General features: G+C 65.4%; 15 protein-coding genes. 9 read left to right on the top strand and 6 right to left on the bottom strand.

Features of this window, described 5'->3' with window-relative positions:
* Positions 1-119 precede the first annotated feature (119 nt).
* Positions 120-1,874, bottom strand: a complete 1,755-nt coding sequence (locus tag NOV74_RS00265; RefSeq protein WP_257308254.1) for an anion permease — start codon at positions 1,872-1,874, stop codon at positions 120-122.
* 147 nt (positions 1,875-2,021) lie between these two features.
* On the opposite strand from NOV74_RS00265, the gene NOV74_RS00260 reads away from it, so the two are divergent.
* The 4 genes from NOV74_RS00260 to NOV74_RS15400 all read left to right on the top strand — a co-directional run bounded on the left by NOV74_RS00260 (position 2,022) and on the right by NOV74_RS15400 (position 7,917).
* Positions 2,022-3,077: a tartrate dehydrogenase gene (locus tag NOV74_RS00260; RefSeq protein ID WP_257308253.1), complete on the top strand. Its 1,056-nt coding sequence runs from the start codon at positions 2,022-2,024 to the stop codon at positions 3,075-3,077.
* 269 nt (positions 3,078-3,346) lie between these two features.
* Positions 3,347-4,045, top strand: a complete 699-nt coding sequence (locus NOV74_RS00255; RefSeq protein WP_257308251.1) for a cytochrome c3 family protein — start codon at positions 3,347-3,349, stop codon at positions 4,043-4,045.
* Positions 4,046-4,449: 404 nt separating this feature from the next.
* The gene (locus tag NOV74_RS00250) at positions 4,450-7,494 is read left to right on the top strand and encodes a cytochrome c3 family protein (protein WP_257308249.1); all 3,045 of its coding nucleotides are present in this window, start codon (positions 4,450-4,452) and stop codon (positions 7,492-7,494) included.
* 75 nt (positions 7,495-7,569) lie between these two features.
* The gene (locus NOV74_RS15400) at positions 7,570-7,917 is read left to right on the top strand and encodes a DUF4143 domain-containing protein (protein ID WP_503473173.1); all 348 of its coding nucleotides are present in this window, start codon (positions 7,570-7,572) and stop codon (positions 7,915-7,917) included.
* 49 nt (positions 7,918-7,966) lie between these two features.
* Here the strand turns inward: NOV74_RS15400 and NOV74_RS00245 are convergent, their stop codons facing one another.
* The 5 genes from NOV74_RS00245 to NOV74_RS00225 form a co-directional block, all read right to left on the bottom strand.
* The gene (locus NOV74_RS00245) at positions 7,967-9,523 is read right to left on the bottom strand and encodes a peptidylprolyl isomerase (protein WP_257308248.1); all 1,557 of its coding nucleotides are present in this window, start codon (positions 9,521-9,523) and stop codon (positions 7,967-7,969) included.
* 35 nt (positions 9,524-9,558) lie between these two features.
* Entirely contained in the window at positions 9,559-10,782 is a 1,224-nt protein-coding gene (locus NOV74_RS00240; protein WP_257308246.1) for a cytochrome c3 family protein, read from the bottom strand.
* Positions 10,779-12,557: a hypothetical protein gene (locus tag NOV74_RS00235; protein WP_257308244.1), complete on the bottom strand. Its 1,779-nt coding sequence runs from the start codon at positions 12,555-12,557 to the stop codon at positions 10,779-10,781. The genes NOV74_RS00240 and NOV74_RS00235 overlap by 4 nt, the downstream gene beginning before the upstream one ends.
* An 87-nt stretch (positions 12,558-12,644) precedes the next feature.
* The gene (locus NOV74_RS00230) at positions 12,645-13,289 is read right to left on the bottom strand and encodes a cytochrome c3 family protein (RefSeq protein WP_257308242.1); all 645 of its coding nucleotides are present in this window, start codon (positions 13,287-13,289) and stop codon (positions 12,645-12,647) included.
* Between the two features lie 58 nt (positions 13,290-13,347).
* Positions 13,348-14,415, bottom strand: coding sequence for an NHL repeat-containing protein (locus NOV74_RS00225; protein WP_257308241.1), 1,068 nt, complete (start codon positions 14,413-14,415; stop codon positions 13,348-13,350).
* Positions 14,416-14,702: 287 nt separating this feature from the next.
* Between NOV74_RS00225 and NOV74_RS00220 the strand changes: the two genes are divergently transcribed.
* The 5 genes from NOV74_RS00220 to ccsA all read left to right on the top strand — a co-directional run bounded on the left by NOV74_RS00220 (position 14,703) and on the right by ccsA (position 22,030).
* Entirely contained in the window at positions 14,703-16,109 is a 1,407-nt protein-coding gene (locus NOV74_RS00220; protein WP_257308239.1) for an NHL repeat-containing protein, read from the top strand.
* A complete protein-coding gene (locus NOV74_RS00215; protein ID WP_257308236.1) occupies positions 16,106-19,213 on the top strand; it encodes a cytochrome c3 family protein in 3,108 nt (1,035 codons plus the stop codon). Before NOV74_RS00220 ends, NOV74_RS00215 begins: the two co-directional genes overlap by 4 nt.
* 176 nt (positions 19,214-19,389) lie before the next feature.
* Positions 19,390-20,670 (top strand): cytochrome c biogenesis ResB family protein, encoded by a 1,281-nt coding sequence (locus tag NOV74_RS00210; protein ID WP_257308234.1) that lies wholly within the window; start codon positions 19,390-19,392, stop codon positions 20,668-20,670.
* The gene (locus tag NOV74_RS00205; RefSeq protein ID WP_257308232.1) at positions 20,667-21,206 is read left to right on the top strand and encodes a hypothetical protein; all 540 of its coding nucleotides are present in this window, start codon (positions 20,667-20,669) and stop codon (positions 21,204-21,206) included. The genes NOV74_RS00210 and NOV74_RS00205 overlap by 4 nt, the downstream gene beginning before the upstream one ends.
* Entirely contained in the window at positions 21,203-22,030 is an 828-nt protein-coding gene (ccsA, locus tag NOV74_RS00200) for a cytochrome c biogenesis protein CcsA (RefSeq protein WP_257308230.1), read from the top strand. Before NOV74_RS00205 ends, ccsA begins: the two co-directional genes overlap by 4 nt.
* The last annotated feature ends 13 nt before the right edge of the window (positions 22,031-22,043 follow it).

Here is a 22,043-nt window from a genome sequence, read left to right as displayed (position 1 = left end):
ACATGAGGACACAGAAAGGAGCCCTATAGCTGTTCTCTGTGTCCTCTGTGCTTTTCTGTGTTCTCAGTGTTCCGCTTTTCTTTTCAGGAGTCCCTAGAAGAGTCTTCCGCGAGTAGGAGCTACCAGAGGCCCAGCACCTTCCACCACAGGCCGCCAAGGCCCACCCAGATGACGATGTTCACGACGCTCACGATGAGCCCAATCCGCCACCAGGCGCCGAGTTCCACATAGCCCGTCCCGAAGAGCACCGGCGCCGGCCCCGTCCCGTAGTGGGTCATGCCCGCGAAGAGGTTGCTGAAAAAGGCGAGCACCAGCGCCGCCAGCACGGGCGGTGCGCCGGCCACGATGGACACGCCGAGGAAGGCCGCGTACATCGAGGCCACGTGGGCCGTGTTGCTGGCGAAGAAGTAGTGGCTGTAGAAGTAGACCAGTGCCAGCACCAGGAAGGCCGCGATCCAGCCCTTGCCCGCCACCATGCCGCCCATGGACTTGCTGAACCAGGGCACCATGCCCAGCTTGTTGAGGAAGCTGGCCATCATCACCAGGGCCGCGAACCACACGAGGGTGTCCCAGGCGCCGGTCTCGGCCTTGATGTCATCCCAGTTGAGAACGCCGGTCAGCAGGAGCACCGCCAGACCCGCCAGGGCAGAGGTGGTGGGGTTGAGGTCGCCCAATTGCTTGGCGAAGATCCATAGCACCAGCAGCATCACGAAGACGCCCAGCATCGCCCATTCCTGGCGCTTGATGGGGCCGAGGTCGCGCAGATGGCCCTTGGCCATTTCCACCGCTCCGGGCGTTTCCGTGATCTCGGGCCGGTGGAGCCGGTAGATCAGGTAGGGGATCACCAGCAGCGCCACGAGGCCCGGTACTGCTGCCGCGAGTGCCCAGCCGACCCAGGTGATGTTCACCTTGAGATCCCCCGCCAGCTTCTGGGCCAGGGGGTTGGCGGCCATGGCTGTAAGGAACATGGCGCTGGTGATGCAGTTCACCTGGTAGGCCGTGAGGGTGAGGAAGGATCCCATTTTGCGGGCGCTGGCATCACCGGGGTTGCTGCCGTAGGCGCGGGCCAGCGAGGCCATGATGGGCATGACGATGCCGCCGCCGCGGGCCGTGTTGCTGGGAATGGCCGGTGAGAGCACCAGGTCCGTGGCCGCCAGGCCGTAGCTGAGGCCCAGCGTGCGCTTCCCGAGCAGCGCCATGAAGGTGTAGGCGATGCGGGCGCCCAGCCCGGTCTTGATGAAGCCCCGGGAGATGAAGAAGGCCAACACGATGAGCCAAATCACCACGTCCGAGAAGCCACTCATGGAATCCGCGATGCCCAAAGTGCCCGACAGGGCCGTGATCGCGATCCCGACCATGGCCACCGCGCCCATGGGCAGCGCCTTAACGATGATCCCCACGATGGTGCTCACGAAGATGGCGAAGAGATGCAGGCCGCGCACCCAATCGGCCTTCCGCTTGGTCTCGGCGTCTGCCTTGGCCTTGGCGTCGGCCTCGGCCTTCACTTTCGCCTCGGCCTCTGCCTTGGCCTTGGTCTCCGCCTCGACCTTGGCCTTGGCTTCCGCCTCCGCCTTCGCCTTGGCCTCCAGCTGGGCCTTGGTCAGAGGCTTGGTGGGAGCCGGGGCAGCGACGGGTGCCGCCACTGGCGCGGGGGCTGGCTTGGCCGCAGGTTTCGCGGCCGCCGTCGCGGCAGGTTTGGGGGCCGCAGGCTGACCAGTGAAGAATTTGGCATCCGGCACCGACACCATTTGGGGCAGTCCGAAGTACAGGATCAGACCGAGGACCAGGGTGGCCAAAGCGGGAATGGGCCTGGCACCCTGCCAGCCGGACAGACCTCCGGCAGCGGCCGTTCCGGAAACGGGTTCGTGGCTCATGAGGAGCCTCCATGGTTAGGATGGGGTGGGATTTCGGTGCGTAGTCTACCCCTGAGTCGCATAGTGTGAAGAGGTATCTGCACTGCGATTTGAGCCCATTCCTTCGCCAAATAGATACATTTGCATGTTTCTTCACAGGAGGGTTCCATGCGCGACTTGAGGATCGCGGTCATTCCCGGCGATGGCATCGGCAAGGAGGTGGTGCCCGAGGGCATCCGTGTGCTGGAGGCCGCCGCGGCGAAGCATGATCTGCGCTTCAAGTGGGATGAGTTCCCCTGGAGTTGCGAGTACTTCCTCGAGCAAGGGCGGATGATGCCCGTGGATGGCCTCGACCGCATCCGCCACCACGACGCCATCTTCCTCGGCGCCGTGGGCTTCCCCGGCGTGCCGGACCATGTCTCCCTCTGGGGCCTGCTCATCCCCATTCGCCGGGGCTTTAAGCAGTACGCCAACGTCCGTCCCGTGAAGCTCATGCCCGGCGTGCCCTGCCCCCTCGCGGGCCGGCAGGTGGGCGACATCGACTTCATCGTGGTGCGCGAGAACAACGAGGGCGAGTATTCCTCCATCGGCGGCCGGCTCTACGAAGGCACCGATCAGGAGATGGCCGTGCAGCAGACCGTCTTCACCCGTCAGGGCGTGGACCGCATCCTGAAATACGCCTTCGATCTCGCCCAGTCGCGCCCGAAGAAGCACCTCACCTCGGCCACCAAGTCCAACGGCATCGCCATCACCATGCCCTACTGGGACGAGCGGGTGAAGGCCATGTCCGCGAAGTACCCCGAGGTGAAGGTGGACCAGTTCCACATCGACATCCTCTGCGCCCACTTCGTGCGCAACCCCCACTGGTTCGACGTGGTGGTGGGCTCCAACCTCTTCGGCGACATCCTCTCAGACCTGGGCCCCGGCTGCACGGGCACCATCGCCATCGCCCCCAGCGCGAACCTGAACCCCGAGCGCGAGTTCCCCTCCATGTTCGAACCCGTCCACGGCTCGGCGCCAGACATCTACGGCAAGGGCATCGCCAACCCCATCGGCCAGATCTGGGCCGGCGCCATGATGCTGGACCACCTCGGCTACCCCGAAGCTGGTGCTTCCGTCGTGGCCGCCATCGAGAAGGTGCTGGCCAGCGGTCTGCGCACCCCCGACATGGGCGGCAAGGCCAGCACATTCGACATGGGCAAGGCCATCGCAGACGCAGTGTGACTCAGGGGTGTCACCCACAGGCCGCCTTCGTGCACTCCGGCTCACTAAAGGGGCCGGCGCAGATGGCCGATGAGCCACTCACAGACACGGAAAACCCAACCCGGTTCAAACGCGGGTTCGAAGGACCCGCTGGGGATCCCTCCCGAGGGCTGCCGCAGTGTGCGCCTCGCTGCATTCATAGCAGATGATTTTGTATTTTTTCGTTTAAACGTATCCTTCTGTTATATAAATTCCCATAGGAGCCGATAGCAGGGTTGAAGGAGACCGCCATGCGCATCTGCCTGCGTGCCTTAGCCATCGTCCTCGCACCGACCCTTCTTCTGGCCCTTCCCCCCGCCACGGGAGTGGACGGAACGGCCCACGACCTGAGCATCACGGGATTGAACTCCGTGACCCTGGCGACCAGGTCTTGCGTGTTCTGCCACACAGTCCACAACTCCGGTGGCGGAAGCAGCTCAAAGCTCATCCCGGACTGGAATCACACCACCACCGTCGCGGCGTTCGCGATGTACAACAACACGAACCACACTGGCGCCGACCTAAAGGGCACCGTGGATTCGCAGCCCACGGGGCCGAGCCTGGCCTGCCTCTCCTGCCACGACGGCTCGGTGGCGGTGGGCTCCCTGCTGGTCGCTCCGCTCGGCGGTGGCAACGACACCTACATCAGCGCGAAGGGCGGCGTCAGTCCTGGCACCGGCCGCATCAGCAGCGGCAGCGCCCTGGTCGGGACCGACCTGAGCAACGATCACCCCATCTCCATCACCTACCAGGACAACCTGGACACCGGTCTCCAACCCGCAGCCTCCCTCGTCGCCGTGCGCCTCTATCCGGAGAACGTGACGGGCGCGAAGGTGCAGTGTTCCTCTTGCCACGATGCCCACAACTACGGCACGCCCGGAACCACGGCACCGTTCCTGCGGGCGACCATGGAAGGTTCCTTCCTCTGCCGGAGCTGCCACAAGAAGTGATGCCCGGGTCCCGCCCGCCGTTTCCGCGGGTCCTGCCTCCCGACCCCAGCACAGGGGATGGACGAATCGTGACCGGCATCACCTGCCGTGAAACGTGAGGAGCCTGGTGGCGCGGGAAGGCCCCCTGGAGCCGTTCCCTTTCCGAAACAGGCCCGGAAATCTTGTCTTCTTAAACCTGATGGCACCGGCGGAGACTCGGACAATCCCGTGACTCTCTCGTGACAGTGCCAAGGAGGCTTTGGGCCTTGGTTTGCTCACCAGGTCGGAAATAACCAAATCCGGAGACCTATTCACGGGCGGTGTCTGCTTGAGAGGCCCCTAAGAGATCTTGGACAAAGTAAAGACGACACTAAGATGAGTTATGCCCATCCCCCCAAGGGCTCCTTTCTGAGACCACCGACGCCATGACCTCCCCACGCCGGATCCTCACCTGCCTCCTGTTCACCTTGCTGGCCGGCCTCGCGCCAGGTCGGGCCGGCAGCGCCCCCAAAAAATGCCAGGACTGCCATCCCAAGGTCCGCCAGGCCGCCTCTCCCACCACGGCCCACAAGCCCCTCCTCGACGGAAAATGCCAGTGGTGCCACAAGCCCCACGGCACAGCGAACGTCAACCTGCTCCACGAGGGTGGCGGCAGAGTTCTCTGCGCCATCTGCCACAAGGGCTTCAAGCAGACCGCCGAGGAGCGCCCGGCGCACCGCTTCGAATCCAAGGGCGAGTGCGGCGCCTGCCACGGCTCCCACGACACGGGGCGGAAGCGCCTGCTCCGGAAGGACGCGCAGGAGCTTTGCCTCTCCTGCCACGCGGACATCAAGGCCCGCACCACGTCGGCCCATCCCCATCCGGCCACGGACGACTGCCTGGCCTGCCATCAGCCCCATCCCTCCGCCACGCGCAACCTCCTGAAGGCGGGCGTTCCGGGCCAGTGCGACACCTGCCACGACGTAGCCGGCCTCTCGAAGACCCACGGCGGCTTCCCCCTGAAAGCAGAGGCCTGCGCCACCTGCCACAACCCCCACGGCGGCGCGGCCAAGGGCCTACTGCGCGATCGCCAGCACGCCCCCTTCGCGCCGGGCTCCTGCGCCGACTGCCACGCGCCCGCCGCCGGCGGCGCTGTGAAGCTGGCGAAGCCCGTACCGGAGCTCTGCCTGGACTGCCACGGTCCCCTGCCCGGACCCGGCGTCCAGCATCAGCCGGTGAAGGAAGGGAAGTGTCTCGCCTGCCACCGGCCCCACGCCGGGGATTCCAAGGGCCTCCTCACGGCGCCGCCCAAGGAGCTGTGCGCCGGCTGCCACGCAGACCTCGCCAAAGGCAAATCCATGCATCCTCCCTTCCGGGACGGGGCCTGCATGGACTGCCACCGGCCTCACGACTCGGAAGAAAAGGCCCTCCTCACCGCGCCAGCCAAGAGGCTCTGCCTCACCTGTCATGAGGATCTCGTCAAGGGCAAGAGCCAGCACGCGCCGGCCGCCCAGGGCGACTGTCTCGTTTGCCACGGAGCCCACGCCACTGCCACGGCTCCCGTCCTGAAGCAGCCCGCCGAGACGCTCTGCACCACCTGCCACGCGGGCGTGGCAAAGGGCGAGATCCCCCACGCCCCGGCGAAGAAGGGGCAGTGCCTCGCGTGCCACACGCCCCATGCCTCGGCGTCCGCCAAGCTCATCAAGGGCGGCCAACTCGCCGCCTGCGGAGCCTGCCACGCGAAGATCGTGAACCGGAAGGTGCTCCACGAGCCCGTGAAGCTTGGCGAGTGCAGTGCCTGCCATACCCCCCACGGCGGCAGCCTCCCCAAGCTCCTGAAAGACGATACGGACAAGCTCTGCACGGGATGCCACGACAGCCTGCTGAAGGGCGACACCAAACACAAGCCCGCCACCGGCAAGGGTGGCTGCCTCGCCTGCCACGATCCCCACGGCGGCGACCAGGCCACGCTTCTGAAGCGGGAACAACCCGATAGCTGCTACGTCTGTCACACCCGGAAGGACCGGTTCCAGGTGGTCCACTCCCCCGTGAACGACGGTCAGTGCAGCAGCTGTCACAGCCCCCATTCCGGCAGTGGTCCGGCCATGCTCGCCGGCCCCACGATCCAGGAGACCTGCGCGAACTGCCACGACCTGGCCGATGAGGCCCTGCAGCGGAAGCACCTGACCGGTTCCCTCCAGAAGGTGGACTGCCTCGGCTGCCACGAGCCCCATACCTCGCAGAAGAAGGGCCTCATCCTGAAGGGCGCACACCCCCCCTTCACCGAGAGCTGCGCCAACTGCCACACGGTCCCAGTGCCTGGCGCCAAACTGCCGCCCGGTGCCCCCCGTCTGGAGCAGCCTGTACCGCAACTTTGCAAGAACTGCCATGTGGACCTGGAGCCCAAGCCCGGCGCCACCCAGCACCAGCCCTTCCAGGCGGGTGAATGCACCGCCTGTCATCGCCCCCACGCCTCCCGCAACGAGGCCCTGCTCGACAAGCCCCAGAGCCAGATCTGCCTCACCTGCCACGGGGAGCCTGAACAACCGAAAGATGGCTGGGGCCACAAGCCGTACTTGGACAGCAACTGTCGCGAATGCCACGCGCCGCACTACACCCAGGAGAAACGCCTGTTGCGGCAGAAGCCCCTCGACCTCTGCCTCACCTGCCACACCACCATCGCCACGGCCGTCAAGTCCAAGCACGCCCACCCACCTGCCGCCTCCGGCGAGTGCCTCAGCTGCCATGCGGCCCATACCGGCAAGCTCCCCAAGGGCCTCCTCCAGCCGGTGGAAGAGCTTTGCGTCACCTGCCACGACGCCGGCGACCTGAAGAAGGCCCACAAGGGCTACCCCGTGACGGCCAAGGACTGCGCCACCTGCCACGATCCCCACGGCTCGAACCAGGCCGGCATGCTGCGTACCACCGCACACCCACCTGTCGCCGAGGGCGATTGTTCGACCTGCCACGCAGATGCCGCTTCGTCCAAGCCGTTCGCGACCAACGAGGCGATGCCTGGCCTCTGCTTCAACTGTCACGATGGCGTGGCCGCGGCTGCCAAGAAGGCCTTCCCCCATCCCCCTGTGGCCAACGGCGAGTGCACCGCCTGCCATACGCCCCACGCCTCCAGCCGGCCTTCACTCCTGGCGGGCAACCCCAAAGACCTCTGCCTCCAGTGCCATGACGGCCTCCGGGATGAAGCCAACAAGGCGGTCTCCAAGCACAAGCCCGTGATGGACGGCCTCTGCGCCACCTGCCACACAGCCCACGGCGGCGATGCCAAGGGCTTCCCCCGCGGCGAGGTCCAGACCCTCTGCCTGAGCTGCCACAAGGACAAGAAGGCCGGCCACCCCGTGGCCAACCATCCGACCTCAGGCCGCACCGTCAAGGCCACCGGCAAACCCCTCACTTGCCTCTCCTGCCACCAGCCCCACTTCTCAACGAACCCAAAGCTGCTCGCCATCACCGGCTGCGACGCCTGCCACAAGTAGGCCAGCGCCACCGGTCCGCCCAAGGAAAGCGCTCCTCCAACTCGGCCCCATCTGGTGGGGGCCGATCAGGATCGGATGAAGAAGGATCCCGACCTGCTGGGAGGCCTGATGGAGACCTTCGTCGCGGGGGAAGTGCGTAAGCTGCTTGGGTTGTCCCAGGATAGGGCCAGGCTCTCCCACTACCGGACTCTTCCGGGTCAGGAGGTGGACTTCTTGCTGGAGCGGACCGATAGGCGCGTGGTGGGCCTGGAAGTGAAGCCAGGTTTGCCAGCCGAAAGACTTCAAGGGCCTCCAGGGCCTCTCCGGGACGCTGGGGGATGCCTTGCATCGCGGGGTCGTGCTCTCCACGGGCGCAGAGATCCTAGCCTTTGGCCCCAGGATGTGGGCGGTGCCGATTCCGGGGCTGTGGAACCTGGTCGATAGCTAGGATCCGTCAGGTGGTGGAACCTTGACCGTTGAAAGCGAGTCGGGATCAGTCCTCCAGGCTCTGGTCCACCAGGACCTGGCCGCGCGCCTTGAGGTAATCCGTCCGCACCGCGTCCCGGCACTCAGCCAGAGGCAACACAGGACCGGGGCGCCGTTCCAGGACGTTGAAGATCATGTAGCCGTCGGGTCCCAGCATGGGGCCCACAGGCTGTCCCAGGGGGCCCGCCAGGAGGGGCTGCATCAGCGTGGGCGGCACCAGGGTCTTGAGCGAAGCCACCTCCACCCAGCCGGGCTCGGGGTTGCCTGTGGCCTCGGCGCTGCCGAACTGCGCCACCGCGGCCCCCCATGGCAGTCCCATGCGTACCTGGTTCAGGGCCGCATTCACACGATCTTCGGAATCGGCCACCAGCACCTGCAGGCGCAGTGAGCCGATTTGCCTGAACCGGTCTGGGAAAGCCTGGTGATGACGCTCCAGCTCGGCTTCGGGCACTTTCGCTTCCGCGAGGAAGGCTTCTGCATACCTGGCGTAGGCCCGTTCCCGCTCGTCCAGCCAGAGGGCGGCCCGCACTTCGGGACGCCGGTCCAGCCCTTGTCGCCGGGCGGCAGCGGCCAGGCGGATCTGGTCCGCCAGCCCCTCCATGAAACTGGCCTTCGTGGCGGCCCCGAGTGAGTGGCTCTGGCCCATGGTCTTGAGAATGTCGACCAGATGTCGTTTCAGGGTCCGGAGGCTGATGGCCGTGCCGGCCACCCGGCCTGCCACCTTCTTGTCATCACCGGGCAGAGTCTCAGTGGTCCGGTCTGCCCCCAGCACGTCCATATCCGGGACGAGGGGATAGCGAAGCCGAAGTGTTTCCAGGGCCGCATCCCGCTTCACCTTCAGCTGGGTGACAGCGGCAGCCTTCATGAGTCCGTCACGCTCTGCGGCGAAGTCCGCGGCCGTCTTGTGCCGGGCTTCCCAGATCTTGGCCAGGTGCCACCCGAACTCGCTCTTCACCGGGCCCACTAGCGCGCCGACCGGCACGGCAAACACTGGATCCCCGAAGGCAGCCACCAGCTGCTTCTGGCGGATCCAGCCCAGGTCGCCGTGGTTCCTGGCTGCGCTGGGATCGGTGGAGACCTCAGTCGCCACCTTCTCGAAGGCCTCCCCACCCTGGATCCGCTTCAAGGCTGCCTCGGCGTCCTCCTGCGTCTTGCACAGCACATGCGACACCCGGCGCTCCTCGCCCTGAGCCAGGAATGCGGCGCGCACCTGGTCCTCCGTCATGGCCGAATGCCCCGGCCGGGAGCCCAGGTAGGCCTTCCCCAGCACGGCCTGGCGACCCTCCTGGCGGCTCTCCTGCCATTCGGGGGCCTTCAGGAGTCCCTTCGCCCCGGCCCGGGTCCAGGCCCTCTCCAAGCGGACGATCCGGGCCTTGGCGGCTTCCGGGGAAAGCCCTGACTCCACCGCCATAATCACTTTCAGGCGCTCCGCCGCAGGTTCTGCAGCGCGGATCGGACGCTTGGCGGGCGCGGCCTGGATCGGGAAACCCAGAGCCAGAGCCCCGAGTAGGGTCACCATTCCAATCCGTGGGAAGCCGTTCCGCGAAAGGGAAGCGTCATGCATGGAAGGCTCCTGGGACAGGCGTCGGGGCAGACAGGTCAATAGCGCGTTTGCACGTGGTCGTAGCCATGGCAGCTGAGGGTGCAGGTGCCGTGGCCGAGGCCGGATCGCTGGAAAGACGGCCCGCCCACGGAGGAGGGGCTCACGACGGACCGGTCGAACTCGATCAGGGAGGATTGTCGCAAGGATCCATGGGAGTTGTGGCAGGTGGCACAGGTGGTGGGCTCGCCGTAGCCAGGCTGGAAGGCCCCACTTCGTCCTGGCCGGAAGTCCCGGGGGGAACGGATCCCCAGCGCCGCCGCCGCTTCGGAAACGGGCTGGGTGGAACCAGCGGCGGAGGGGCTTCCGCCCGTGAAACCCGCCATGTGCTGACTGTGGAAGGCAAAGGACTGATTGCCGAGGATGGACTGCTTGTCGTGGCAGAGGAAGCAGAGCTCGTTAACCCGGTCGCCCAGGCGGCCCATATCCTTCTCATGGCCGAAAGACGCTTTCAGGAGGGCTGCGTTGGTCGAGACGTGCGGCCCCCGGGCGCCGGCCGGGTCGGGGTTGTCATGGCAGGATGTGCAGTCTAGCCGCCCTTGGAATGCCGAAGTGCGCAGACTGGGGAGCTCTGGGCGACCTGCCGCGGTGGCTCCGATACGATGGGCCGAGGACACACCCTTGCCGAACAGTTGGCCCATATCCGGATTGCCGGAGGTGAGGGGAGCCGCCTCCGAACCCGCGTGGCACCCGAAGCAGACCTCGGCCACTGATTGGGGTCGGCGATCCAGAAGTTGGCCCCGGGTATCAAAGGCGGTCATGCGGAGTTTGCCGCGTTCTTTGCCGTGGGGGTCGTGGCAGCCGGAGCAATCCTGGATCAGGCGGATCACCCTGGATTGGCCGGCCGGAATCGTTCGGGCGTAAGTCTCGGCTCGGCGGGAGCTGAAGCGCCCCGCCATGTGACCCGAGCCCTGGCCACTCCATGCGGGGAGTTTGGGTGCGAAATCGGCGCTGGGCGCGCCATTCATGCCCTCGTGACAGGACAGACAGAGCCGATCCGCCGCCGCACGGGAGAGTTTCAGAATGGCGCTTGAGCTCGCGTGGTGATTCTTATGACAGATGACGCAAGTTCCGTGGGTCATCGGAATCCCGCTCTTGGTGGGCACCTTGGCCAGCACCGGGGTCGCAGGCCGGGTCTGGGCCCGTGTCGAATTCATCACCAGACCCATCGCCAGGCCCACGGCGAGGCTCTGGATCCGTTTGAACAGGAGATCCTGCCTCATCGCCAGTTCCTCACGCAGATGGTATCGAACCAACGCAGCAGATCCACGTTGATGCTGTCGTTGCGGAAGCCGCCGTCGGTGCGGGATGTCTGGTACCGGACCCGGAGAGAAACCTGGCGGAAGCTCAGGTCCGCCCAGGCGGAAAGAGTGGTGGTGGAAGGATTCATGGACGCATCGTACCGCAGGAGCAGTGCGCCGACCGGCACCCTCCAGAGCCGGGTCGTTGCACCCGCCGAGTAGTGTCGGCTCAGGCCGACTTGGTTCCCCACGAAGGGCGCGGGATTCGTGGCCGAGACTGCGGTCTGGCTTTGGTAGCCATCGCTGTAACCCAGGGAGGCAGTCAACGTGGTAGGCCCCATCCGGTAGGAACCATTCACCTGCAGGTCAGTGCTGCGCAGATCCAGACCGGGCTGGGTCAGGCCCTTGTCGTGTTTGAAATCGCCCATCAGGTAGAAAGCCAGATCACTTCGGGTCTGGACCTGGCCAGTGACGCGGGCCCAGTCCAAAGTCCCTTCGGTACTGCTGTCACTCATACGCCATAGGTCTGCGGTGAACCCGAAGCTGCCGGTCTGGCGCATGCGGCGCCGCAGCAGTTCCTGGGCCAGCTCGGTGGGCACGAAGTCTGGGGGATACTCCTCGCGCATCTTCCGGTCGAAGTTCCAATCGCTGAGGAAGAAAAGGCTATGACGGATCAACTCGGGCACATCGCCTCCCCGGGCGATGCCCAGGTTCAGAGAGCTGATGCTTTTGGAGTCGTCCTGGGTAACGAGGGACCTCTGGAAATACGACAGACCCGCGTCTCCATGGAGTCGCCATTCCGGATTCAGGGTGTAGGAGCCCCCCATCAGAAGAGAACTGGTGCGCTCGCTCCGCTCCTGGGCCGGCGTATCAGCTCCGCCGTAGCTCCCTGTGGCATGGGAGTACCATCGACCGCTTTCGTACACCAGGGATTCCGAGGTGAAGCTGGTGGCCGTGCGAACGGATCCTGTCGCGGTGGCGTCAGTGGAAACATTGGTCAGGGAGTGCCAGGCGCCGCTGATCGGCCCGTAGAGCGAAGCACTGAAATTAGACCAGCGGCTGGCCCCGGATTCCTGCGCCTGGGCTCGCGTGCGGAGTTTCCAGTCGCGGGCGAGGAAGGTGCTCGTGTCCAAGTTCAGGGTGGTGTACCGCCAGGCGGGCGTACCTAGGGGTGCGTAATCCTGACGGAGGGCCTCGAAATCAACCTGGGTCTGAGCGAAGCGATGGTGAGTCTCCAGCTTCCACTGGGCCCATTCATCCCGATAGGCATTCGGCGTGGCGCCCCCTTCCAGCCGGGCCTCCCCATGGCGGTAGGTGAGGAAGACATCCCCGAGAATTCGGTTGGCATAGCGGAGGCCGGCTCCCCATGTCTCACCCTTTAGTGAGCCGGAGCCCAGCAGATCCGGAGATTGGGTGTGCTGATAGTCCAGGTAGAGGTGGACCGGGCGGTAGGGGAACAGGCTGATGCGGGCGCCATAGCGGTTCAGGCCGATCTCAGCACCCGATTCGTTGCTGTAGGCCAGGCGGTTGTACTCCACCGCCCCATTCAGAGCCAGGGCACCGAGACGGTACGTGAAGATGGGGATGCCCGCCTCCACCTCATAGATGGCCTGGGTGGTGGAAGTGGTGGCCATCTGGCTGGATTGCCATTGGTTGTAGCGGAGCTGGAACCGTTGATTCAGTACCAACGGGCAGTCCTCAGCCTGCACGGCGGTAGCCGCGCTCACGAGGAGCAATGTGAATGTTCCAAACCTCACGGCAGACCTTCGGGAAAGGAGGCCCAAAAAAAGGCAGGGGGCGGGTGGAACCACCCCCCGCTTGTCATGCGTGTCGTGGTGCCTGGCTTACTTGATGTGGCAGGTGGTGCAGAGTGCGGAATTGGTCATGGACGCGCGCAGGAAGGGCGTGGCGATCGCGTTGCTGTGCACGTCGTGGCAGCTGGCGCACTCAACCTTGTTGGTGAAGAGGGGGAGCCCGCCGACGTTGGACGTCGTGCCACTTACGGTCGGAACCACAAGGCCTGTCTTGGTGGGGTAAGTCATGGACACGGGGTGGTCATTGGACAGATCCGTGCCAAGAGCGGGAGCCCCGCTGAGTACACCGAGGTTGCTTACATTACCGCCGGCCGTGTAGGTGAAGGTCGCCGTGTCGGAGGGCATGTTGATGAGGTTGCCCACGGAGGTCGTGCCGTCATGGCAGGTGAAGCAGGCCAAGCTGGCCCCGGTGGGCTGCGTGGGGGTGGAGGTCAGGGTCGCGCTGCTGTAGAGGGTGAAGGTCGGGGTGGTGCCCGCGAACTTCCGGTTCCACAGGGGCGCGAGCTGGGTGGCAGCCGCGTTGTGGGGGGTGTGGCAGAACACGCAGACCTGAGTCGTATTGGTGTGACCCTGGCCGGCGAGAGCGTTAGTGCTCAGGTCGTGCTTGGTGCCGATGATGCCCGCCGACAGGCTCAGGGAGCCGGCGGCCAGCAGAACGACGAGAAGGGACTTCATGGTTCACCTCGTAGGTGGGTTGGGGGGGGGGAGTGGAGAGAAAAGCAGCAGGGTGCTGCTATTGCGGGGTGGGATGGGAGGCGGGTGCCTCCTTTTCCTCTCGCAAATACTGGAACTTCTGGATGCGGTGGTTGATCTGATCCGCCACGTAGATCGCTCCGCTGGCATCGATGGCGATGCCATTGGGCACCTGGAACTGGCCTTTGCGCACCCCGCCCTGACCGACGAAGGTGAGGAGGCGGCCCTCCTGGTTGAAGATCTGGAAGTTGTTGAAAGCGCCGTCCACCACGTAGAGCTGGCCGTCGGGATCCACCGCAATGCCCTTGGGCCGGGCGAACTGGCCCGCCATGTCACCTACCTGGCCGAAGGCCCGGAGGAACCGGCCATTGAAGTCGAAGAGCTGGACACGGAAGTTGCCCGAGTCCACCACCGCGAAGCCGACACCGGCCACCATGCAGACATAGGTGGGGAAGTTGAACTGGCCCTCCTCGCTCCCACGGCTGCCGATCGTCTTGAGGAGCTTGAGGCTCCGGTTGTAGAGGCGTACGGCGTGCTCGTCTCCATTCACCACCACCAGCAGGTTTCGAGCCTCATCCACGGCCAGTCCCACCGGGCGCTTGATGCCGTCCGCCTTCCCCAGTGCGCTGAGTTGACGTCCCTCTTTGTCGAAGATCACCACTTGGCTCGTATTGGCGCTTGTCGCGAACACGAACTTGGAATCCGCCGCCAGCCCCGTGGGTGTGGTCAGCACAGAGCCACTGACGGCAGAGAACGCCCAAATTTTCTTGTTCGCGGGATCCATGGCGATGACGCCCAGGTTGTAGTCGCCAACGAAAATCACGCCCTTGTCATCGACCGCGACGCTGAGGGGGCGTTGCAGCCAGATCACATCCTCGGACTTGCCGGCCAGGCGATCGAGAAAGCTCCGTTTCTTTTTGGCGCCCACATCGAAGGCGTTGCGGTACTCGGCCACCCACTTGATGCGGGCGGGAGCTGGGGGAGCGGGCCAGGCCAGCACCTCGTCCTGTGCCACGGGAGGGGTGGCGGGCTTCTGCGCGGACAGAGGCGCCATCGCACTCGCGACACACGCGAGGGCGATCGACAGCAGGGTGGAACGTTTGAACATGGCTTTTTTGCCTCGTGGATGTCTTGCATCGGACAACGTCACAGGAACCTGTCAGCCGACCCTCGAACCATAGGGCCCATAAGCGAACTACGGGTCATCTATTTTTGTGATTTTGATCATCTGGTTTTTTTTTCTTAGGGGCCTTCAAGAAACGATTGATTTGTTGCAGTCCGCAACTGTTGCGTGTTACGCAGCATAGATCATCTGCTCATCCTTAAACCTCATTCCGCCCTATGCTCCTGGGATATCCCGGCCTTTGGCCTGGACTCCCCCCCCCGAGGTCGCCCATGAGTCACCGCTCTGTCACTCCTCGACATCTGGCCTTGGTCTGCGCAGGCCTGCTGCTGGGCGGCCTTGAGCTCCAGGCCCAGACCCCCGTCCCCGTGGTGGCTCCGGTCGCCACGCCGCTGCGGGCCTATCGGAATGGCCTACATGACCCCGCCCGTATCGCTGCGGGTGCGATCGGCCGCATCTACATCACGGATGCAGCCCTGGGGAGGCTGTATGTCCGCGACGAATCCGGCCGCCTCCTCTTCATCAAGGATGGCTTGGCCCGCCCCCTTGGGGTGGCCGTAGACAAGAGCGGGCGCGTCTTCGTCGGCGAGGCCGGAACCGGCGCCGTGTCCATCCTCCTCCAGGACGGAACCCTCGCTGGGCGGTTGGGGCAGGGCCCTGGCGAGTTCCTCCTTCCCAACCACATCACCCTCGATGCGGCGGGCCAGGTCTATGTGGCCGACAGCGCCGCCAACCTCATCAAGGTCTATGGGCCCACGGGGGCCAAGGTACGCGAGTTCGGAGGCGCCGGAGCCATCGCCGGAAAGTTCGACTTCCCCACGGGCCTGTGGGTCAGTCCCGCGGGGGAAGTCTTCGTGGCCGATCAGAACAACAACCGTATCCAGGTTTTCACCCCTGAGGGCAGCCTGCTCCGTATCCTCGGTTCCACGCCCGGTCGGATGGGCATGGGCGCCAAGTCTCCCTTCGGCCGCATCCAGGGCCTGGCCGGCGATGCTCAAGGGCGTATCTACATCGCGGATGCCTTCCACGGCATGGTCCAGGTGATGGATGCCACCACGGGGAAGATCCTCTCCACCATTGGCTCCTTCGGAGAGGGCCCTGGCGAGCTGAGCGTGCCCTCCAGCCTGGCCGTGGACAGCGACAACCGCCTGCTGGTGGTGTCCGCTGGCAGCACGCGGGTGGAGATCTTCGGCCTGGATACCTACGCCGATCCTGCCATCCGCCAGGCCGCCTTCCTCCTGGACCAGGTCACCTTCACCCGCGGGCCCATGGGCCGGGGATCCGCGTTCAGGGAGGAACCCGAGGACGGGGACGAGGACAAGGACGGACAAGAGCATCCCAAGATGGTGGTCGGCCACCTGCATGTGAACGGCGTGGCGCCCGAACAGATCATCGCCTCGACGGTGCTCGTGAACGGCGTGCCAGCCCAGCCTCTGCAGCAGGATGCCATCCAGGCTGTCGGCGACGCGCCGGCGGCAGAGCTGAAACTCCGCTTCAACATCCCGGCGCTCCTGGCCACGTTGCCCGATGGCACCAGCATCGTCTTCATCACCGGCCGGACCTCCGATGGCAACGAATTCGAAGCGGCCACGAGGGTCATCGTGAATCCGCGGCCCCAGATTCCGCGGGGAGGGGGGGGCACCTCCAAAAAATCCCACAAGCACGGGGGTTCGCGATGAACCGCATGCGCTCCACCTTCCTGGCGCTCCTCGCCGTTCTGCTGACCCCGGCGGCCCTCCGCGCCTCGGATCCGCCGCACAACGGGACCAACAACATCCAGTGCCTGTCCTGTCATAAGCTGCACAATGCCCCCGGCGGAACCCTCACCACCGCGGCCGGGAATGCCAACCTGTGCATGACCTGCCATACCACGGGCTCCCTTGGCGTCGGCACCCCCCCCAGCACCGCCGTTGGAGCTCCCTACTCCTTCACCCCGAATGACCAGGCCGTCCCCGGCCGGGGCATGCCCGCCGGTGTCGCGGCGAGCGGCACCTCCCACCGCTGGAACGCCGGCCCCTCGGGTCGCATCTCCGTGCCTTCCGGCAAAACGAACAGTTCCACGGGTTCGCTCACGCCCACAGGCAGCTTCACGGGGCCCTACGCGAAGACCTACCTCATCACGATCACCGCGCCTGGCACGGCCAGCTCTGCCACCTTCCAGTACCAGACCTCCGATCCCCTCACCGGGACCCTCGGCGGCCTCGTCACCGGCCTCCGCGCCTCCCTCACGGGCACCCTCCTCGACGCTGGCATCAGCTTGAAGTTCGCGGACGGGACCACGGGCACCTCGTTCGCCACAGGCGACCAGTGGTACCTCCATGTGCGGACCGATCTGGCCGTGCCCACCAACGCCAACCTCCGCCTCGAGAACGGCGGCCTCATGTGCTCCAGCTGCCACAACCAGCACAGCCAGGCCGCCAATGCCTTCGACCCCGCCTCCCGCCTGCTGGCCGCAGGCAGCGCTGGCCGCCACTTCCAGCGCATCGACAACAACCAGAGCCAGATGTGCGTGGACTGCCACGCGCCCCGCAATGTCACCGCTAAGGGCGGTATCAGCCATCCGGTGGGATCCTATGCCAACAAGCTTTCGAAGGACCAAATAAGCGGGGACTGGAAAGGCCCCTCCACGGCCCTGCTTGACGCAGATGGATTCGTGCGGTGCCAGTCCTGCCACGACGTCCACAAGGCGACCACCACCGCCAACGGCCTCCTGCTCCGCGCCGAAGTGAGCAGTGCCACCGCCGGCGTCAGCCCCCTCTGCAACGACTGCCACACCTACGCCACGGTCACTACCAACAAGGGCGTGCACTTCGACACCGCCAAGGGCGTGCTGTGGCCCGGCGGGAAGTACGGCAGCCCCATCACCACCTATCCGGCCTTCAGCTACGCCGCGGATGCCGGCAAGCGGGCCACCTGCGTGAACTGCCACGTTCCCCATGGTTGGCCCGATTCCCGAGACACCACCAAGCACTATGCCAAGCTCCTGGTGGACGAGCCCTCAAACCTCTGCCTGACCTGCCACAGCGACGTAAACACCACGACCCCCAACCAGCTCACTCCCACCGGAGCGGTCCAGCTCCTCATTCCTGACATCCAGAAAGAGATCACCAAGGCCACCCACCATCCCATCGAGCGCACCAGCGGCCGCACTGTCATGTGCGCCGACTGTCACAACCCCCACAAGGCCGCGGCGGGTTCGCACACCTACGGCACCACGGCCGATCAGTACCGAAACCAGATCATGAACGGCACCACCGTCCAGAGCGGGCCGCTCATGGGCGTGGATGGGGTGGATGTGGCCACCTGGCCGACTTGGCTGGCCCCCGGAACCTATAGCTATTCTCCCCAGCCCACCGCTACCAAGGAGTACCAAGTCTGCTTCAAGTGCCACACCAGCTATTCCTTTGGCACCACGGCGCCGTCCAGCGGAGGGGGAACCTCCGTCGGCGCCTTCACCATGGCCGCCAGCACCACCCCTCAAACCTGGGCCACTGGCTCGGGAACCGCCTCGTTCACGCTGAACAGCAACACTGTTGCGGGGACCACGACCAGTTGGACCAACGCCAACATGAAAGGCCGAGGCATCCGGCGATCCGGGACCACCAACAATTACATTGTCGATCCGAGCACGGCCTACAACATCACCAGCACTTCCTTGCGGTTGCTCACCAATTTCCTTCAGAACAACACCTCTGGGAACTACCAGACACGGCCCTCTGCCGCCATTACGGCAACCAACGCCGTCACCGGCTACGGTACCAGTTGGGTAAGTTCCGTGGTGGGGCAGTACATCGAACTCATAGGGTCCGGCACTTCGTCCGAGATCACCGCCTGGGGCTCGGCCACAGGCCTGACCATCGCAGCCTCCACCGTGGCAGCCACCCCTGCGGACTTCTACCTGCATCCCGGCGCCAAGTTCCTGAGCGGCAGCACGACCGTCACCGGCTCCGGCACCAACTGGACGGCGGCGATGGCGGGGCAAGCCATCCGCCCCGAGGACGGGACCGGAATCTATTACATCGTGGCGGCCTCGCCGGCACCCACCGCCACCAGCCTGACCCTCACGACGCCCTACGTGGGAACCACGCGCTACTACCGCTACTCCACTGCCACCGTGACCACCACCCCGGTCCTCAGCTACACCGACCTGGCCCAGGAGTTCAACCCGGCCAACCGGTCGGCCCACCCTGTGGTCGTCCCCATGAACGCTCAGACAGGTCAGGTGACTCCCACCGGGGGATTGACCGTTACCCTCAACCCTCCCTGGAACACCAACAAGGGCAGCCAGACCATGATGTGCTCGGACTGCCACAACACGGACGGCACCGCTGCACAGGGGCCCCATGGATCGGCCGCCCAATTCATGCTTCGCAGCTTCGGCACCGGGACCCCGCCTCCGGCCAACTGGCCGGATGTAACGCTTTCCAACGCTCGTCAGACCACGACACCCACCAACCAATCCTGGTGCAACAACTGCCACCCAATCCAATCATCGACCAACAATGTCCACTCCGCCGGCGACCACTCGTCGCGGAAATGTTACGAATGCCACATCGTCATCCCCCACGGTGGCAAGGTTTCGCGCCTGATCGCCACAGATACCAGTAATCTCCCAAAGCGCTATGCCTATCTGAACGACAATACCAAGATCCAGCTGACCCAGTTCATCAAGACCAGCAGTTCCAACTACAACAAGGATGCTACTGGGAACTGTTCGGCGAAATGTAGCAGTAGCGCTCATCCATCCACCCTGACCAACTCGGGCATCAAGGAGACCTGGTGAACCTGAGCGCATGTCGCTCCCCCTGGTTTTCTCCGAATCGGTAGCCAAGCCTTGCCCTACACAGAAGAGAAAGACGGGCACGACATATAACTCGTCCTGCAAACCACCCTGATCAGGAGCCCAGGCAGGCACTGTTGGATATGGGCTCTGGGCCGCTACCAATCAGAGGATTGACCTTGCTTCGTCTCGTCAAACGGTTCCTCAGGCATCCAGCCACCATCATTGGGGAAGTCCTAGCTGTCACAGGAATCGGCGCGTTTGGCGCCATCCTGCCCCAAGCGGGCACGGCCCCAACCATGGAAGTGGAGCGACTTCGCACCCACGGAGCCCTTATCTCAACCTTGGTGGATGCGTTGGCTCTGGATCACGTCTTCACGAGTCCAGCCTTCTTGTTGGCCCTGGGCATGGCCACAGTTTCGCTGGCCATTGTGGTGGTGGAGCAGGCCCGGCGCCTCCGGGCCCAATGGCAGCTGGTTCCCACGGAGGCCCATTTTCGGACGGCGCCCTTCCGGCGCGAGTTCACGCGGCCTGCATCCACAGGTGCGCAAGCGATCACGCACATCCGGACCCGGGGGCGCCTGGCCTTGGCGGGGTCGCCCCTGTTCCACATCGGCCTCCTTTGCGTGGTTCTCGCCGGCGCCTTGCAGGCCCTGTTCGGTGTCCAGGCCATGGTAGACCTCTACGAGGGGGAGGTGCTGCCGCCCACCGTCGAGGCCTGGGGCGCCCAGTGGCCCGGCCCGCTGGGCGAACCCTTCCGCCTGGAGTCCCCCCTGCGCCTGGTGTCCGTGGAGATCACCCGCTACGGCAGCGGCGACCTGCGGACCCTCCGCCTGGGCCTGGCAGAGGTGACCGAGAACGGGGACCAGATGCGCGAGCTGGGCATCAACCAGGAACTGTCCGTGGCCCGGGGCCGCCTCTACGCGGACAACCAGCACGGCCCCGCGGCCCTGGTGGAGTGGAGCCTCCCCGCCGGGCCGCCCCAGCGAACCGCCGCCCTACTGGAAAAGAAGGAGGCCGCCGCGTTCGGCGCCTACTCCCCGGGCCCCGGACCCCTGCGCGCCCGGATCCGCGTGCCCATGCCCGCGAACGGCAGCCGCCCTGGTCTGGCGGAGGTGCGGATCCTCGACGGCTCCGCCACCCTGGCGGAGGGCCCCCTGCGGCCCGGCGAAAGCTTGCCCCTGCCCGGGGGCGGCACCTTCAAGTTGCACGGCCTTCCCTACTGGGCACGGCTCCACGGCAACCACGACCCCGCCATCGGGCTGGCCTACCTGGGCTTCGCCCTGGCCCTGACGGGAGCGGCCCTCACCTATGGCGTGACGCGGGTGGATGAGCTGGTCTCTGTCACGCCGGAAGGTGATCAGGAACGGGTGGTCGTGGCCCTGCGACCCCACCGGTTCGCCCCGCTATTCCAGGAGCGCTTCGAGCGCCTGGTACGGGACCATGGAGGCGAGGTATGACGATGCGGACCTTCTTTGCCCTGGCCTTCATGGCCTTAACCCTCGGCTGCTCGCGGGTGTCCTCCAGCGAGGCCCGGATGCTGGTGGCCCGCTACAACCAGGTGGTGAGCGAGGCCTACCGGAAGAACGATGTCCGCCTCATCGACGAGGTGGTAGGTCCGGATGCTCCCGACGGGAGACGCCTCCTCGGCCTCATCGGCGTGCGCATGGACATGGGCCTGACCCTGGATGCCCGCCTGGAGAACCTGGAGGTGACGAAGGTCGAGCAGGCCGCCGACAGTCTCCAGGTCCACACCCGGGAGCAGTGGCGCTACCGGGATGTGCAGACCGCCACCGGCCGGCAGGTGGGCGAAGCCTCCGTGGACCACTACGAGATGCTCTACCGGTTCAGCTACCACAAGGGCACCTGGCTGGTGGAGGAGACCAAGTTCACGGCCCCACCCCAGGTGGGACGCAAGGAAGTCCCCTGGAACATCGACGCCAAGGATGCCCACGGCATGATCACCGCGCCCGCCACCCAGGGAGCAAAGCCATGAGCCCCTTCTTCCAGGAGACCCTCCTCCATTGGACCGCCGTGGGCGTCTACGCCCTGGCCGCCATCCTCTTCGCCCACGCCCTGCTCTGGGACCACCCCGCGCGGGTCCGCTGGGCTCGTGGGCTCGCGGCCCTGGGCCTCCTGCCCCACGGGGCGGCTCTCGTCATCCGCTGGATCGAAACGGGCCACGGCCCCTACATGCTGAAGTACGAAGTCCTGTCCTCCAACGCCTGGATCGCCATCCTCATGCTGCTCATCGTGCTGTGGCGGCGGCCCAGTTGGGCGGGACTGGCCCTGGTGGTCCTGCCCGCCGCGATCCTCATGGTCGGCCTGGGCCTGCTTACCAGCCCCGAGGCCCGCAACCTGCCGCCGACCTTGCGCTCCATCTGGCTCGTGTTCCACATCTTCTTCACCAAGCTGGCGGTGGGGGCCTTCCTGCTCGCCTTCGCCGCCGCGGTAATCCTCCTGCGGAAGGTCAAGGGCGCCTCCAGCCGCTTCCTGGAACGTTTCCCCTCAGCCGAGGTTCTGGACGCATCGATGATCCGCTTCATTGGCTTCGGGTTCGTGTTCTGGTCTACCACCATCGTGGCCGGCGCCATCTGGGCCCACCAGTCCTGGGGCCGCTACTGGGGCTGGGATCCCATCGAGACCTGGTCGCTCGTCACTTGGCTCTGCTTCGGTACCTTGCTGCACCTGCGGCTGTTCTACCGCCTGCGCCCACGGACCACGGCCTGGCTCACCATCGGTTGTTTCGGCGTGTCCATTCTGACGGCGTTCATCTTTCCGTTCCTGATCCCCTCGCTGCACTCCGCTTACTTCCAGTGACCCTCTCGAATCC

Source organism: Geothrix fuzhouensis, assembly GCF_024609325.1.
Lineage (GTDB): Bacteria > Acidobacteriota > Holophagae > Holophagales > Holophagaceae > Geothrix > Geothrix fuzhouensis.
The sequence above is the reverse complement of the archived record's forward strand: the minus strand, read 5'-3'. Positions and strand labels throughout refer to the sequence as shown.